Source organism: Nakamurella deserti (assembly GCF_003260015.1).
GTDB lineage: Bacteria > Actinomycetota > Actinomycetes > Mycobacteriales > Nakamurellaceae > Nakamurella > Nakamurella deserti.
Genome location: NZ_QCXS01000004.1, coordinates 173,850 through 189,879, shown reverse-complemented (window position 1 = coordinate 189,879; position 16,030 = coordinate 173,850). Strand labels below are relative to the sequence as shown.

Sequence of the window (16,030 nt, the reverse complement as noted above, 5' to 3'; positions counted from 1 at the left end):
GCTGCGGTCGGTCAGACAGTGGCGTACCGGAACCGGATCCGTTGACCAGGTCGCGCCTGCGCGGCCCGGTCGACGTCGGCCGGATCGACGACCGCGACGACCGGGTAACCCCCGGTCACCGGGTGGTCGGCGAGGAACAGCACCGGCTGGCCGCCCGGGGGCACCTGGACAGCCCCGGACACCAGACCTTCGCTGGGGAGTTCTGCGTCGTCGACTCCGACGAGGCCGGGGGCGCCGTCGGCGCGGTCGAGTCGCAACCCGACCCGGTTGCTCTGCGGCGACACCACCCACTCGCCGGTCGCCAGCGCGCCGGGATCGACGAAGCGGTCGTCCCGCGGGCCCGCGGTGACCGTGAGGACGAGGGTGCCGCCGGTCGGGACCCGTTCCGCGGCAGCGGATTCCGGCGGAGTGGCATCGACTCCGCTGTGACCGTACCGGTTCTCGGCCGTGCCGACCGGGATCACGTCGCCGCGGCGGAGGGGCGACGTGCCGAGCCCCGACAGCAGGTCGGTGCTGGCCGATCCGAGGACGCGGGGGACGTCGAATCCACCGGCCACCGCGAGGTAGGTGCGCAGGCCGCTGGCGGGGGTGCGCAACGTCAGCCGGGCACCGTCGCGCAGCGGGAGGGCCCGCCCCGACGCGGCCGGCTCCCCGTCCACGGTGACCGGTGCCGGGGCGCCGGTCACCGCGACGACCAGGTCGCCGCGGGCCTGCACGCTCAGACCTCCGAAGGTCACCTCGACGGCGACGCCGGACGGCGGGTTGCCGACGAGTGTGTTGGCGTGCCGGAACGACGCCCGATCCGCCGCACCCGACCGGCCCACGCCCAGGTGTGACCAGCCGGGCCGTCCGTCGTCCTGCAGCAGACTCAGCGGCCCGGGGGAGACCACGATCAGACCCCGGGTCACCCCCTCACCGCTCCGCCCGTCCGCGCCACCTGCGCCGGCGCCGCTGCCAGCGCTGTCAGAGCCGTCCGTGCCGTCCGTGCCGTCCGTGCCGTCCGTGCCGTCCGCGCCGTCCGCCGGTACGGGGTCGGCCGGCTGGCGGATCACCGGACCGCCGCCGACGCCCCCGGCGGCGTCCCCGGAGGTCGCGATGTCGACGAAGCGGACCCGGGTGCCCGGGCGGATCAGGGCCGGCGGGTCGGCGGCGAGGTCCCACAGGACGCGGTCGGTGGTCCCGAGGATCTGCCAGCCGCCGGGGGACGCCACCGGGTAGACGCCGCCGTACCCCCCGGCGACGGCGACCGCACCGGCCGGGACCCGCGGCCGCGACCGGGCGCGACGCGGGACGCTGAGCCGGGGGTCGCCGCCGATCAGGTAGCAGAACCCCGGGACGAAGCCGGTGAACGCCGCCCGCCAGGGCCGTGACGTGTGCGCGGCCACGATCTCCGCCCGGGTCAAGCCGGTCAGCGCGGTCAGCTCGTCGAGATCGGGGCCGTCGTAGCGCACCGGGATGACCACCTCGTCGTCGACGTCGGCCTCGGCCGGGTCCGCCGTCGTCCCGGGCGGAGCCGTGACCACGCGCTCGATCAGCGCCCGCACGGGCTCGAGATCGCCGTCGGTGCCGACGAGGACCGTGGTGGCGGCGGGCACCACCTCGATCCTGCTGGGCGGGGCGGCGGCGGCGATCCGGGCGGCGAGGTCGGGCACCTCGGCCGGGTCCGCCACCTCGACGAGCAGCGCATGCCGGCCGGCCCGGCGGACGGAGACGATCATCGCCCGATCGTCCCGCACCAGCACCGGGTCCGCGGACCGGAACGGGGCAGGTGCACCGTGTTCGCCGGGATCATCGGCGGCACCCCCCTGTCGCCGACCATGACCACTCCGACGGGTGAAGGAGCCGGCTCGCGTCCGGCGCGTCGGTGGCGGCACGCCGACGTGCCGTCCGCCGTCCACAGCTCGGCCGGGGTGGGCCTGTGGTGGCCGGGTGACCGTCACCCGGCTGCTGACGGTTCCCCGCGCCGACGGACGGATCGACGGTGCAGCGGGCGGTCCCCGCCGCCGCCGTGCCGTGACCCGTGCTCCGGCAACGGGTACCGGGCGGAAGGGACCGAGACGTTCGGTCGCACCGCCGCCACGGCGGCGGCCCGTCAAGGGAAGGAGCCCACGATGGCTCTCGGGGACAAGATCGAGAACGCCGGCCAGCAGGCCGCCGGCAAGATCAAGGAAGGCGTCGGCAAGGCCACCGACGACAAGAGCCTGGAGGCCGAAGGTCACGGCGACCAGGCCGGCGCGAACGTCAAGCAGGCCGGCGAGAAGGCCAAGGACGCCGCGGGCAAGCTGCTCGACTGATCCTCCGGCCCGGCGCCGCCGCCCACATACGGCGGCGCCGGGTACGGCAGGCCCCCCCGGCGCCGCGGGTGCGTCACACGCCGGTCACTCGTCGCGGCCCGTTCGTGCCCTTGGCGCACCCGGACCTGTGCGCTCACCCGGGCCTGTCGTCGCTGCGTGCCGGTATCGGCCGGTGTGCCCGCCGGGGCCCGCTCTCACTGGGCGCCCGGGTCGACGGTGCGCCGCGTGGGCCTGCTGTCGCTGCAAGCATCGACCGATGCGCCCACCCGGGGCCTGTCGTCGCTGTGTGCCGGTCCCGATCGGTGCGCCCACCAGGAACTTGTCGTCGCTGTGTGCCGGTATCGGCCGGTGCGCCCACCCGGGGCCTGTCGTCGCTGGGCGCCGGGTCGACCGGTGCGCATCACGGTCCTGCTGTCGCTCCAAGCGTCGACCGATGCGCCCACCCGGGGCCTGCCGTCGCCGTGTGCCGGTCCCGATCGGTGCGCCCACCAGGAACTTGTCGTCGCTGCGTGCCGGTATCGGCCGGTGCGCCCGCCGGGGCCCGCTGCCGCTGGGTGACCGCGCGGACCGACGGGTTCCTACGGGTGTCAGTCGTCGCTGCGTGACCGTGCCGACCAATGTCCACCTGAGCGCCACCGGCGGACGGGTCTCCGGTCCGCACCGCCGCGTGCCCCTGCATCGCCGGGCCGTCATCCCGCCACGCGGCAGCCGCCCCGGACGACGGCGACTGCACATCGTGCGGGTCATCGACGCCCCGCCGTCCTCGGATCGACGACTTCGGCCGCGACGCCCTCTTGACGACCGTGGTGTTAGCGTTCACACTGTTCCCGGATGTGTCGTGCGCAACATCCGCAGCTTTGCTCCGACGAGGGAGCCGCAGCGCCGGCGGTGTCCGTCCCGGAACCGTCCGACCGCTCGTCCGTACCCGCCCGTCCGTCGTGTCTGTCCGACTCCGCCCGTCCGTGTCCGCCCGTCCGTGTCACCGCCGCAAAGGAGCGCCGGTCAGATCCGTCCTGAGCGTCACCGACCCTGCGCCGGCCCGTCCGGCGTTCCCCGAGTCGACTTCGGTCGACCCCTGCCCCGTCGCACCACCCCCCCCGTCGCTTGCACAGCGGTGCCGCTCCCGCGGCTCCGCTGGTGACGCGTGCGCCGCTGTACCGGTGCTGCCACCACGGCGGCCCCGGCGACGCGCAACCGTCACACCTCCCGCCCCATGTTCAGGAGCACGATGAGAATGCCCCCTCGGCGCCGGCCCGTGCCGGTCTGCCTCGCCACCGCGACGGTGATCGGCCTCGCCCTGTCCGGCCTCGGCGGCCTTCCCGCCGTCGCCGCGCCACCGACCTTCGCCGCCGCCGCCCCCGTGGGCGCGGTTCCCGCCGGCGCGACCACGGACGAGTTCGAAGCGGCGACCCTGGGTCCGCAGTGGTCGATCCTCAACGAATCGGGTGCGAACTGGTCGCTGACCAGCAATCCCGGCAACCTCACCGTGAAGTCACAGCCGGGCGACACCTACCAGGGCGACAACTCCGCGAAGAACGTCTTCCTGGTCGACGTGCCGGCCGGTGACTTCACCGCCGTCACGACGTTCCGGGGCCTGGTGACGCAGGACTTCCAGGGCGCTGGGTTGATCGCGATGAAGGACCTCGACAGCTACGTGCGGGCCGGACTGTCCCACGTGAGCTTCGCCCCCGGCGGCCCGACGGTCATCGAGAACGGTCTGGAGACCGACGCGGCGTACAGCTCCACCTTCACCCCCCGGGCCGGCTCCACCGGTGAGACGCTCAAGCTGCAGCGTGTCGGGAACGTCGTCACCACCAGCTATCTCGCCGACGGGATCTGGGTCCAGGCGGCTCAGGTCACGGTCTCGTTCGACACGACCAAGGTGGGCCTGTACGCCCTCGCGGCCGGCGCCGGCGCGTCCCACGAGGTCGTCTTCGACCACTTCTCGCTGACCGCCGCCGAGGGTCGCAGCGTCGTCCCGCAGGGCACCTTCACCCTGCGCGGGACCGCCGCGGGCACCTACCTGACGGGCGGCGCCGCCGGCTCCGCCCTCGCGTTGGTACCGGACCGGCCCGCCGGTGTCCTGGCCGTCACCGTCACCCCGCTGGCGGATTCGGCGTTCTCGCTGCGGACGTCCGGGAACGACCTGCCGATCGTGCTCGTAGGCGGCTCCGTCCGGGTCGGCGCTGCGGGCGAGGCGCCGGCGGCGCTGCGGCTGACCGACGCCGGGGGCGGCAGACTGTACCTGCGGACGGCCGATTCGACGGGTGACGCCGGGTACGTGGGCGTCGGTACCGGCGGTGCGCTCGTCGTCGGCGGCAAGGCCGCGGCGGTCACCGTCAACACCGAGACCATCGCCGGAGCCGGCACTCTCGCTGTCGACGGCGACGGGAAGACGGTCGACATCAGCAAGGACCTCTACGGCCTGTTCTACGAGGACATCAACTACGCCGCCGACGGCGGTCTCTACGCCGAGCTCGTCCGCAACCGCTCGTTCGAGTTCAACTCCGCCGACAACGGCTCGTTCAACGGCCTGACCGGCTGGCAGACCGTGGACGCCCCGGCCGCCGGGACGCCGACCACCACCGTGGTCAGCGACGCGGCGATGATGAACAAGAACAACCGCTTCTACCTCGACCTCGACGCCACGGCGGCCGGTGACGGCGTCCGCAACCTGTCGTACAACAGCGGGATCGCCGTCGAGTCCGGCAAGTCCTACGACGCGTCGCTCTGGGCCCGTTCCGCGGTCGCGCAGACCCTCACCGTCCGGGTGGCCGACGCCGCCGGCACCGTGTACGCCACGGGCACCGTCGCCGTCGACGGCAGCGACACCTGGAAGAAGTACGGGGTCACGGTGACCGCGACCGGCACCACCGCCGCCGGCCGGTACGCCGTCCTCGCCGGTGCGCCGGGCCGGATCAAGCTGGACATGGTGTCGCTGATGCCGCAGGACACCTGGGTCGGTCCGGTGAACGGGAAGACCGCGCTGCGCAAGGATCTCGCCCAGGCCGTCGACGACCTCAACCCCTCCTTCCTGCGGTTCCCGGGTGGCTGCGTCACCAACGTGGGCACCTTCTCCGGCTACGAGGAGAGCGGGTTCACCGAGCGCAAGCGCACCTACCAGTGGAAGGAGACCCTCGGCCCGGTCGAGGAACGGCCGACCAACTGGAACTTCTGGGGCTACAACCAGTCCTACGGCATCGGGTACCTGGAGTACTTCGAGCTGGCCGAGGACATGGGTGCCACCCCGCTGCCGGTGCTGTCGGTCGGCGCGAACGGTTGCGGTGGCGCGGGTCTGGCCGAGATGAAGAACGACGACCCCCGCTTCCAGCGCTGGGTCGACGACACCGTCGACCTCATCGAGTTCGCCAACGGTGACGCCGGCACCGAGTGGGGCGCCAAGCGGATCGCGCTGGGCCACCCGGAACCGTTCGGCATGCGCTACATCGGGCTGGGCAACGAGGAGAACACCGACACCTTCCAGGCCAACTTCGCGGCGTTCCGGGACGCGGTCAAGGCGAAGTACCCCGACATCCTGATCGTCTCGAACTCCGGTCCGGATTCCTCCGGTGCGCGCTTCGACCAGCTGTGGGAGTTCAACCGGGCGCAGAAGGTCGACCTGGTCGACGAGCACTACTACCGCGACCCGTCATGGTTCCTGTCCAACACCCACCGCTACGACTCCTACGACCGCAACGGGCCGAAGGTCTTCCTCGGTGAGTACGCCTCCCGTGGCAACACGCTGTACAACGCGTTGTCCGAGGCCGCCTACATGACCGCCCTGGAGCGCAACTCCGACGTGGTGAAGATGGCGTCCTACGCGCCGGTCTACGCCAACGAGGACTACATCCAGTGGAACCCGGACATGATCTGGTTCGACAACGACGAGCGCTGGCTGACGCCGAACTACCACGTCCAGCACATGTTCATGAACAACGTCGGGGACGAGGTCGTCCCGAGCACCTACGGCGGCGGGGCCAACACCGCCGCGCCGCTGGACGGCGGCATCTTCCTCTCCACCTGGAACACCGCCGCCACCTACGACAACGTGAAGGTCACCTCCGGCGCCGACGGCGCGACGCTGTTCGCCGACGACTTCGCCACCGCCGCGCAATGGCTCCCGCAGCGCGGGACCTGGGCCGCGACCGGCGGCCGGTACGTGCAGAGCGCCACCGACGTCACCGACGCCCGCAGCATCATCACCGGCGCCTACACCAAGGACTGGAACGACTACACCGTGGAGGTGGACGCCACCAAGACCGCCGGAGCCGAGGGCTTCCTCGTCGGCTTCGCCGCCGGCGGTGCCGACGACTACTACTGGTGGAACCTGGGCGGCTGGAACAACACCCGCTCCGTGTTGCAGAAGGCCGACGGCGGTGGCGCCACCGAGGTCAAGGCCCTGGAGAACCGCACCCTGACCACCGGTCAGACCTACAAGGTGAAGATCGAGGTCAAGGACCGCACCATCGACCTGTACCTCGACGGTGTGCTGCAGATGACCTACACCGAGCCGGCCGCGGAGAAGTTCTTCCAGGTCGCCACCCGCGACACCACCACCGGTGACCTGCTGGTCAAGGTGGTCAACACCACCACCGCCACCCAGCGCACCTCGGTCCAGGTGGCCGACGTCGCGCTGCAGGGCACCGCCACCGTCACCGAGCTCACCGATGACCCGGCGGCGCAGAACACCAAGGCGGCCAAGAACACGGTGACGCCCACGACCAGGACGCTGAGCGGCCTGGGCGGCACCTTCGCCTACGACTTCCCGGCGAGTTCCGTGACGTTCCTGCGGCTCCCGGTCGCAGCCGACGCCCCGGTGCCCACCTCGACGGCACCGGTGGCCGTGTCCACCGCGTCCGGCGTCGCCCCGGTGCTGCCGGCGACGGTCGCGGCGACCTACACCGACGGCGCCACCCGCCAGGTCGGCGTGACCTGGGCGGCCGTGGACCCGGCGTCCTACGCGAAGCCGGGAACCTTTCCGGTGTCCGGAGTCGTCGCAGGTTCCGCCACGGTCACCGCGACCGCCACGGTCACCGTGCTCGACGGCACCGCACCGGTGCTGACCGTCACGGTCGCCCCGGCGGCACCCGACGGTGCCGGCGGCTGGTGGAGGTCCGCGGTGGACGTCACCGCCACCGCGACCGACGACAGCGGCGCCGCCCCGGTCGTGCAGCTGTCCGAGGACGGCGGCACCACGTGGGACACCGCCACCGCGCGGCGCATCACCGACGGGACCCGCACCCTGTGGTTCCGTGCGGTGGACGCCGCCGGCATCATCAGCACCGTCGTCGAGAAGACCGTCAAGGTCGACGGTGTCGCACCGACCGCGACAGCCGCGGTCGACACCGCGGCCCGCACGGTCACCGTCGACGCGGCGGACGCCGCGTCGGGTTCGGGCGTGCAACGGCTGGAGTACCGCGTCGACGGCGGCGCCTGGACGACGGCGGACGGCGCCCGCGCCGTGGTGACCGTGGGCGCCGCCGCCGCGACGGTCGAGTACCGACCGGTCGACGTGGCCGGCAACGTCGGCAGCACCGGGTCGGCGTCCGTGCCGGCCACCGGCGGGGGCACCGGCACCGCCACCGTCACGCTGACCTCCGGGGACGAGCCGACGGACGACGGCTGGTACACCTCCGACGTCCTGGTGACCATGACGGCTCCGGCCGGCACGATCGCGCAGTACCGGCTCGACGGCGGGACCTGGCGCACCTACACCCGGGGCGTCACGGTGTCCGCCAACGGTTCCCACGTCCTCGATCACCGGCTGGTCCGCAGCAACCTCGTGGTGGCGAACTCGGCCGGCTCCGTGCCGGTCAAGGTCGACAAGGCCGTGCCGACCGCCACCGTCGTCCGGGTGCCCACCACCGGCAACGGCACGCCACGCAACCCGGTGACGCTGTCGTTCGGGGCCGCCGACACGCTGTCCGGGGTCGACCGCATCGAGTACATGGTCAACCGGTCGTCGTGGACGCCCATCGACGCCGGTCGCACCCTGACCTTCGGTACCGTCGGCGACCACCTGGTCAGCTACCGCTCCTACGACGTCGCCGGCAACGCCTCGGTGCTGCGGACCGTGACGGTGCGCATCACCGCGGACGTCGCGACCACGGTCAAGGCCAGCGTCACGACCGTCGCCCGCGGGGGGTTCGTGACGTTCTCGCTGGCCGGCTTCGACCGCTTCGACACGGTCGCGCTGTCCGCCGCGGGGCTCACCCTCGGCTCGGTGTTCACCGACCACAACGGTGCCGCCAGGGTCACCGTGAAGGTGCCCGCCGCGATGCCGGTCGGGGCGGCCACGGTCACCGCCCGGGGCAGTGACGGCGACCCGTCCGCGACGGTGAAGGTGACCGTCCGGTAACGGTGGGGAACGGCCGGGCCGACAGCACCACGGTGTCGTCGGCCCGGCCGTTCGCGCGTCCCGCCCCCGCCGATCGGCCTCCGGTGACGGGCTGCGCACCCGACGCACGGCAGCGGTGCCGCACCGCACCGGTGCGGGATCGACAGCACCGAGGGCGCCGACGACGCGCCGGTGCAGCAGGCGGCGACCGGCGGCACCGGGCATCCACCGCGGGCGGTTCGCTCCCGACCCGGCCACGCTGTCGCATCATGGGTTGTGGCCGTCAACGTGCAGCAGCTCAGCAGACAGGCGCTCGGGATCGGGCGGTTCGCCCGGGAGATCTACGCGATGCGGGCGCAGAACGCCTACCACGGGCTGGTCCGGGGCGACCCGCTCAGCCAGCTGCAGCTCGCCGCCGGCCGTGCCGACCCGCACGCCGTCCACGAGCGGATGCGCGCCCTGGGGCCCGTCCTGCCCACCCGGCTGGGCAACCTCAGCACCACCAGTCACGCCGTCTGCCAGCAGGTGCTGCGCAGCCGTGCCTTCGGGGTGGACGACCCGGCGGCGCCGCGTCCCGGTTCGGACATGCTGGACCTGTCGTTGCTGGCGCTGAACCCACCCGACCACACCCGGCTGCGGCGGCTCGCCGCGCCCGCGTTCACCCCGCGGCGGATGGCCGGCTACGAGGCGCTGGTCGAGACGGCCATCGACCGGCTCCTCGACCCCGTCGCCCGGCAGGGGCGGTCGTTCGACCTGATGGCGGCGTTCGCCTCGCCACTGCCGATCGCGGTGATCACCCGGATGCTCGGGCTGCCCGACGAGCCCGGCCGGCTGCGGCACATCGGCGCCACCGTGGCCTCGGCGCTGGACGGGGTGCGTTCCATCGGGCACGCCCTCACGCTGTATCTGGCCGACCGCGACCTCAAGCAGACCTTCGACGCCCTGCTGGTGCGCGCCGCCGCGGACCCGGGCGACGACCTGACGTCGGCGTTGCTGGCCCAGGAGGGCGACCAGATCACCCTGGAGGAGCTGTCGGCCCTGGTTGGCCTGCTGCTGTTGGCCGGTTTCGAGACGACGGTCAACGCGATCGGCAACGGTGTCCGCGCCCTGCTGGCCGACCGGGAACAGTGGCAGCTGCTGGTCGACGATCCCTCCCGGGCGGGCGCCGTCGTCGAGGAGGTCCTGCGGTACGACCCTCCGGTGCAGCAGACCGCGCGCGTGCTGCTCACCCCCGAACCGGTCCGGCTCGCCGGGGTCGAGGCGCGGCGTGGCCAGTGGGTGATGCTGCTGCTGGCCGCGGCCAACCGGGATCCCGACGTCTTCACCGACCCGCACCGGTTCGACGTGACCCGTCCCGACATGGGGGAGCACCTGGCGTTCTCCGGCGGCATCCACTACTGCCTGGGCGCGGCGCTGGCCCGGATGGAGCTGGCCGCGGCGTTCCGGGCGCTGGCCGTACGGTTCCCCGGGCTGCGGCCGGCCGGCCCGGTCGTGATGCGCCCCGGGACGGTGCTGCGCGGTCCGCGCCGGCTGCCGGTGACGTTCTGACCGTGGGCCGCGCCGGTGGGCGGTTGCCGAGGTGGGCCGCCGGGTAACCGGGCGAGCAGGCGTGGACGTGGACAGCACGTGGCCCGCCGGTTCCGCGAAGGGCACCAGCCATGACCGCCACCGACGACGACGCCGAGCTCGCCGAACGGTTGTTCACCGACGAGTTCGACGTGGACGTGGACGACCACGACGACGATCCCGTCCTGCTCGGCCCGGACGGCCGGCCGGTCGAGACCTGGCGGGAGGACTACCCGTACGACCAGCGGATGTCACGACGCGAGTACGAGCGGACCAAACGCACGCTGCAGATCGAGCTGCTGCGGTTGCAGCGGTGGGTGAAGGACACCGGCCAGCGGATCGTGATCCTGTTCGAGGGCCGCGACGCCGCCGGCAAGGGCGGCACCATCAAGCGTTTCACCGAGCATCTCAACCCGCGTGGCGCGACAGTCGTCGCACTGGAGAAGCCGTCGGAGCGGGAACGCACCCAGTGGTACTTCCAGCGGTACGTCGCCCACCTGCCCGGTGCGGGCGAGATCGTGCTGTTCGACCGCTCCTGGTACAACCGGGCCGGCGTCGAACGGGTCATGGGCTACTGCTCGCAACGCGAGTACGAGGAGTTCATGCGCGAGGTCCCCGCGCTGGAACGGATGCTGGCCGGCAGCGGCATCCACGTGATCAAGCTGTGGTTCTCCGTGACCCAGGCCGAGCAGCGCACCCGGTTCATGGTGCGCCACATCGACCCGGTACGGCAGTGGAAGCTGAGTCCGACCGACCTCGCCTCGCTGGACCGGTGGGACGCCTACACGGAGGCGAAGGAGGCGATGTTCTTCTACACCGACACCGACACCGAGCACGCGCCGTGGACCGTCGTGAAGAGCAACGACAAGAAGCGGGCACGGCTCAACGCCATGCGGCACGTGCTGAGCCGGTTCGACTACGCCGGCAAGGACCCGGCGGCGATCGGTGAGGTCGACCCGCTGATCGTCGGCTCGGCGGCCGGCCTGTTCGAGAACGGGAACGTGGAGCGGCGGGAGTTCCCCGCGCTCTGAGCACCCGCACCCGCCCACGGTCACCGCAACCGGCGGGCCCGCACCACGAGATCGTCCGTGTGGTGCGCTCCCGCACCGCCGTCGGGGATGACCCGCGGGCGCACCTCGTCGACCTCAATCGCCCAGCCGTCGTCCAGTGCGGCGGTGACCATCGACGGCCAGACGTAGGCCAGCGGGTCGAAACCCTCCCGCGGCTCGGCCGACTCCATGCCCGCGTGGTGCACCAGCAGCAGCACACCTCCCGGGGCGACCGCCCGGAGCAGTGCACGTTCCGCGGCGGCGTCCGGTGTGCGGGGGAGCGCGGGGTACTGGGCGGACACCAGGTCGAAGGACCCGGCGGCCAGCTCCGCCTCGGCCAGACCGGCGTGCACCCAGCGGATGTCGACGCCGGCGTCGCGGGCGTGTCCGCGCGCCCGGTCCAGGGCCACGCCCGACACCTCGAGGGCGGTGACGTCCCACCCCTGCCGGGCCAGCCACACCGCGTCGGCGCCCTCACCGCAACCCACGTCCAGCACCCGGCCCGGGGTGAGATCGGCGACCTCGGCCACCAGGGCGCCGTTGGGGTTGCCGCTCCACAGCCGCTCCCGGTCGGCGTACACGCCGTCCCAGTAGGTGCGGACGTCGGGATCGCCGACGTAGGCGTCGGCGGCGGCGGGAACGGTGGTCGGCGCGTGTTCGGTCATGGCTCCATCGTGGTCCGTGGGGTGCCGGCCCGGCGAGTCCTGTTGCCGTTCCGGCACGCCGGGCGGGCGCGGGCCACGGATCGACACGGGCCGGGGACGGCCGCCGGGCCGGTGCCGTGGTTCCGGACGCGGACCGCCGGAACCTCACTCCCGTTCGGTCACCGGGCTGTCGGCGACGTCGAGCTGCCAACCGGCGCCGGGCGTCCCGTTCAGCGACCAGCCCTGCCCGGGCCGGAGCAGTTGCAGTCGGGAGCCGTCAGCGGTGACCCGGTAGGCGAACCGGCGCTCCCAGCGCGAGACGCCGCCGCCGCCGGCGACCTCGAGTCCGACGGCGACCACCCCGGTGCCGCCGGCGATCCGGACGGTTCCGGTCGGCATTGGGCCGGGGTGGGACAGGGTGGTGAGTGTCCAGTCGAGATCGATGCTCCCGTCGAGCGGGATCCGGTGCTCGGTGGTGCCGTCGAAGAGGTACGCGGTCGCGGTGCCCCCGCGCGGGACCGACAGGGCCACGCGCACGTCCACGTCGTCGCCGGTGTCGACCGACAGCCGGTCCAGCACGACAGTGCCGCCGGTGGGCCGGCCGGGCGGCAGCTGCTGACTCAGCCGGTACAGGGCGCGGTCGGGGAAGCGGTCGATCAGCTCGAGGTCGGGCCCGCCCCGGGTCTCCGCGTAGAGCACCGGCTGGTCGAGGTCGGGCCGGTTCTCCAGGAACGGGGTGGTGCTGTCGAAGCCGAGATCCCCGCGGCCGGGCAGCAGGAGCACCGCCCGCCCGAGCGGTGCGTCGGCGACGAACCGCTGCAGGGAACGGAAGTCGTCGCGGACGGCGAGGTTGACCGCGACCTTGCCGGGCACCGCCACCACCGTCACGGCCACCATCGCGGCGACCACCGCGGTCAGCGCGGCCCGCGCCCACCGGGGCGCCGGTGACCGGACCCGGCGGGCCGCCTCGACCAGCGTGACCGCCGCGAACGCCACCAGCGGAACGAGCACGGCCAGGTGGTAGTACGGCCCGAAATGCGCGATGCCGTCCCACACCTCACTGATCGCCCACGGCCCCCAGAACGGCAGGTACCCGAGCGGCACCACCACCGCCAGCGCGGCCAGCGGGATCGCCGGACCCCGGGCGCGGCGGACGACGCCGACACCGGCCAGTGCGATCACCACGAGGCCGCCCGCGGTCCAGGCCGGCAGGGCCCCGAGATTGCCCACCGTGCCGGCGACGCCGTCCCCGGCGGTGAACAGGGAGGTGTACTGCGGGAAGACCCCACGCATCCCGAACCCGAAGCCGTCCTGCGGACCCGTGACGGTGTACGGCAGGCGCAGCGGGTCGCCGAGCACCGCGGCGTTCCAGGCGAGCATCACCAGCAGCACCGGTGCGGCACCGACGGCGACCCGGAGCAGCACCACCCACCAGCGCGGGCCGGTCGACGACGGCCGCCACCGGTGGATCACCACGTACACCAGGAACGGGACCAGGTCCAGGACGGCGTCGTAGGGCCGGGCCCAGGCCGCGACACCCATCACCGTGCCGGCGGCGACCGTGGTGGCGGCGGACGGCCGACGCACGCCCCGCAGGAGCAGGACGACAGCGGCGAGACCGAGCGCCAGCTGGAACAGGTACGGCAGGTAGGTGCCGCTCTGCAGCAGGATCGCCGGCGAGCACGCGGCCAGCACCCCGGCCACCAGGGCGGCGGCCCGGTCGGTGAACACCTCCGCGGTCACCGTCGCGGTGAGCACCACCACCGCGGCGGCGACCACGCCGAGCGCCACCCAGGACGCACCGCTGAGCGTCTCCGCGACGGCGAGGACCGCCGGCCACGGCGGGCTGTACTTCAGCACGATGCGGTCACCCACCGGAGCCGACGCCCACGGCCGGAACGGCGCGAAGTCCAACGGATAGGTGGCGTGCCCCTGCTGCAGCAGGCGCGACATCGCGACGTAGACCGAGTCGTCGCGGTTGAGCGAGTACAGCGGGAACAACCAGTGGTGGACCGCGACCGCCGCCGCGGCGGAACCCAGCGCGAGCAGCGCCAACGCGGCCCGGTAGCGACGATCGGTCATCGACCCGGAGTCTAGGGACGCCGTCGCCGGGCGCCACCGGGGGCGCCGACGGGCACCCCGCCGGGCCGGGGGTGAGGATGGAGCGACGGGCCCACCGGACGGTGGCGGACCCCGACGAGCACCGGGAGACGAGATGGCGACCTACGACGTGGCGGGACGATCGGCGATCGTGACCGGCGGTGGCTCCGGGATCGGCGCCGCGGTGGCGGAGGTACTGGCCGCGTCCGGCGCGGCGGTACTGGTGGTGGACCGTGACGAAGCGGGCGCCCGGCAGGTCACCGAGCGGATCACCGCAGCCGGCGGGACCGCCGAGACCCTCGGCGGCGACGTCACCGACGAGGCCGACGTGACCGCGATGGTCGCCGCAGCCGGTCGTCTGGGCCCACTGCGGATCGCGGTGAACAACGCCGGCATCGGTGGGGCCGCCGCCCCGGTCGCCGACCTGTCGGTCGCGGACTGGCGCAAGGTCCTCGACGTCAACCTCGACGCCGTGTTCCTGGGCATGCGGGCGCAGATCCCGGCGATGATCGCCGCCGGAGGTGGGGCTATCGTGAACATGGCGTCGATCCTGGGCAGCGTCGGGTTCGCGAACTCGTCGGCCTACGTCACCAGCAAGCACGGACTGATCGGACTGACCAGGAACGCCGCCCTGGAGTACGCGGCGCACGGCGTCCGGGTGGTCAGCGTGGGCCCCGGCTTCATCGCCACGCCCCTCGTCGAGCGCAGCCTCGACGAACCGACCCGCACCCATCTGGACGGCAAGCACGCGCTCGGCCGGATGGGCCGCCCGGACGAGGTGGCCGCCCTGGTGGCCTTCCTGGCCAGCGACGCGGCGTCGTTCATCACCGGCAGCTACCACCTGGTCGACGGCGGCTACACCGCGCAGTAGGGCGCAGGAGGCGCAGGAGGCGCAGGAGGCGCAGGAGGCGCGGTAGGGACGGTAGGGACGGTAGGGCGGTCAGCCGGTCAGCGTCGCCGCGTCCGGATGCCCGAAGAGCCCGGGCAGACCACCGCTGTGCAGCAGGACCGTGCGCTCGCCGGGGCTGACGGCGCCGGTCCGGACGGCGTCGACCAGACCGGCGGCGGCCCGCCCGGTGTACACCGGGTCCAGCACCACGCCCTCGGTGCGGGCCAGCAGGCGGAGGGCGGAACGCACGGCCGCGGTGAGGGTTCCGTAGCCGGCCCCCACCTGGTCACCGTCCCAGCGGAGGGCCTCGGGGTCGGCCGGGGTGCCCGAGAGCCCGGCGACCAGGCCGGCGACCCGGTCCGGGCCGTCGGACACCGCGCCGGTGTCGACCCCGAGAACGCGCCCCGCGCCGAGGGCGTGCACCAGACCGGCCATGGTGGCGCCCGACCCGACCGCGGTCACCACCGTGGTGAGCTCCGGCGCCTGGTCCAGGAGTTCCTCACCCGCCCGGACGTAGCCGTGGGCGCCCAGGACGCTCGAGCCGCCGAAGGGGATCACCGCGGCGGGCCGGCCGGCGGCGGTGCGCACGGTCGCCTCCTGCTCGACGCGGGCGGCGAGGGCAGCGGGCCCGACGTGCCCCGCCCAGACCAGTTCCGCCCCGAGAAGGCCGTCGAGCAGCAGGTTCCCGCGGACGTCGGTCGGGGCGTCACCCTCGAGGACCAGCACCGCGGTCAGGCCCTGCCGGGCCGCGGCCGCCGCGGTCAGCCGGGCGTGGTTGCTCTGGGGTGCGCCGCTGGTGACCACGGTGCGGGCGCCGTCGGCCACCGCGCCCCCGAGGGTGTACTCGAGTTTGCGGACCTTGTTGCCACCGCCGCCGAGCCCGATCAGGTCGTCGCGCTTGATCCACAGGTCGTCCGCGCCCAGGCCGAGGGCTGCGGCGAGTCGCGGAGCGGCCTCCAGCGGGGTGGGCCAGCTGCCCAGCCGCAGGCGCGGTCCGTCGCCGGTGCCCGCCCTCGGCGCTGCCTGCCGCTGCGACATGTGCGCTCCTCACCACGGGACTCCGCGAGGTCGCGGAGCCCCGACGATGCAAGCACACCGGCGGCGGGTGGGGACCACCGGTCCGGCGCGATGCCGATCAGCCGCCGATCAGC

Annotated in this window: 9 protein-coding genes; 5 read left to right on the top strand and 4 right to left on the bottom strand. The window is 73.4% G+C overall.

Annotation, left to right across the window (positions count from 1 at the left end; all coding sequences use genetic code 11):
- Positions 1 to 11: 11 nt before the first annotated feature.
- Positions 12 to 1,718 carry a 5-oxoprolinase subunit B/C family protein gene (locus tag DB033_RS21540; protein WP_111768590.1) on the bottom strand — a complete coding sequence of 569 codons (1,707 nt, stop codon included), beginning with the start codon at positions 1,716 to 1,718 and terminating at the stop codon, positions 12 to 14.
- A 393-nt stretch (positions 1,719 to 2,111) separates the two neighbouring features.
- Between DB033_RS21540 and DB033_RS19305 the strand changes: the two genes are divergently transcribed.
- From DB033_RS19305 to ppk2, 4 genes are all read left to right on the top strand, one after another.
- Positions 2,112 to 2,294: a CsbD family protein gene (locus DB033_RS19305; RefSeq protein ID WP_111768802.1), complete on the top strand. Its 183-nt coding sequence runs from the start codon at positions 2,112 to 2,114 to the stop codon at positions 2,292 to 2,294.
- A gap of 1,228 nt (positions 2,295 to 3,522) precedes the next feature.
- Positions 3,523 to 8,652 carry an OmpL47-type beta-barrel domain-containing protein gene (locus DB033_RS19300; protein WP_170315603.1) on the top strand — a complete coding sequence of 1,710 codons (5,130 nt, stop codon included), beginning with the start codon at positions 3,523 to 3,525 and terminating at the stop codon, positions 8,650 to 8,652.
- A 255-nt stretch (positions 8,653 to 8,907) separates the two neighbouring features.
- Positions 8,908 to 10,179 (top strand): cytochrome P450, encoded by a 1,272-nt coding sequence (locus DB033_RS19295; RefSeq protein WP_205844047.1) that lies wholly within the window; start codon positions 8,908 to 8,910, stop codon positions 10,177 to 10,179.
- Positions 10,180 to 10,289: 110 nt separating this feature from the next.
- Positions 10,290 to 11,228 (top strand): polyphosphate kinase 2, encoded by a 939-nt coding sequence (gene ppk2 / locus DB033_RS19290; RefSeq protein ID WP_111768588.1) that lies wholly within the window; start codon positions 10,290 to 10,292, stop codon positions 11,226 to 11,228.
- A gap of 20 nt (positions 11,229 to 11,248) precedes the next feature.
- On the opposite strand, the gene DB033_RS19285 is transcribed toward ppk2, so the two are convergent.
- Positions 11,249 to 11,911 carry a class I SAM-dependent methyltransferase gene (locus DB033_RS19285; RefSeq protein ID WP_111768587.1) on the bottom strand — a complete coding sequence of 221 codons (663 nt, stop codon included), beginning with the start codon at positions 11,909 to 11,911 and terminating at the stop codon, positions 11,249 to 11,251.
- A gap of 144 nt (positions 11,912 to 12,055) precedes the next feature.
- Positions 12,056 to 13,972 (bottom strand): glycosyltransferase family 39 protein, encoded by a 1,917-nt coding sequence (locus DB033_RS19280; protein ID WP_111768586.1) that lies wholly within the window; start codon positions 13,970 to 13,972, stop codon positions 12,056 to 12,058.
- 133 nt (positions 13,973 to 14,105) lie between these two features.
- Here DB033_RS19280 and DB033_RS19275 point away from each other — a divergent pair, with 133 nt between their 5' ends.
- Positions 14,106 to 14,861: an SDR family NAD(P)-dependent oxidoreductase gene (locus DB033_RS19275; RefSeq protein WP_111768585.1), complete on the top strand. Its 756-nt coding sequence runs from the start codon at positions 14,106 to 14,108 to the stop codon at positions 14,859 to 14,861.
- 69 nt (positions 14,862 to 14,930) lie between these two features.
- On the opposite strand, the gene DB033_RS19270 is transcribed toward DB033_RS19275, so the two are convergent.
- A complete protein-coding gene (locus tag DB033_RS19270) occupies positions 14,931 to 15,917 on the bottom strand; it encodes a pyridoxal-phosphate dependent enzyme (protein WP_111768584.1) in 987 nt (328 codons plus the stop codon).
- Positions 15,918 to 16,030 lie beyond the last annotated feature (113 nt).

What these genes read in the sequence shown, in the direction of transcription:
- DB033_RS21540 (WP_111768590.1), bottom strand. Translation starts at nt 1,718, where the DNA reads ATGATCGTCTCCGTCCGCCGGGCCGGCCGGCATGCGCTGCTCGTCGAG.
- DB033_RS19305 (WP_111768802.1), top strand. Translation starts at nt 2,112, where the DNA reads ATGGCTCTCGGGGACAAGATCGAGAACGCCGGCCAGCAGGCCGCCGGC.
- DB033_RS19300 (WP_170315603.1), top strand. Translation starts at nt 3,523, where the DNA reads ATGAGAATGCCCCCTCGGCGCCGGCCCGTGCCGGTCTGCCTCGCCACC.
- ppk2 (WP_111768588.1), top strand. Translation starts at nt 10,290, where the DNA reads ATGACCGCCACCGACGACGACGCCGAGCTCGCCGAACGGTTGTTCACC.
- DB033_RS19285 (WP_111768587.1), bottom strand. Translation starts at nt 11,911, where the DNA reads ATGACCGAACACGCGCCGACCACCGTTCCCGCCGCCGCCGACGCCTAC.
- DB033_RS19280 (WP_111768586.1), bottom strand. Translation starts at nt 13,972, where the DNA reads ATGACCGATCGTCGCTACCGGGCCGCGTTGGCGCTGCTCGCGCTGGGT.
- DB033_RS19275 (WP_111768585.1), top strand. Translation starts at nt 14,106, where the DNA reads ATGGCGACCTACGACGTGGCGGGACGATCGGCGATCGTGACCGGCGGT.
- DB033_RS19270 (WP_111768584.1), bottom strand. Translation starts at nt 15,917, where the DNA reads ATGTCGCAGCGGCAGGCAGCGCCGAGGGCGGGCACCGGCGACGGACCG.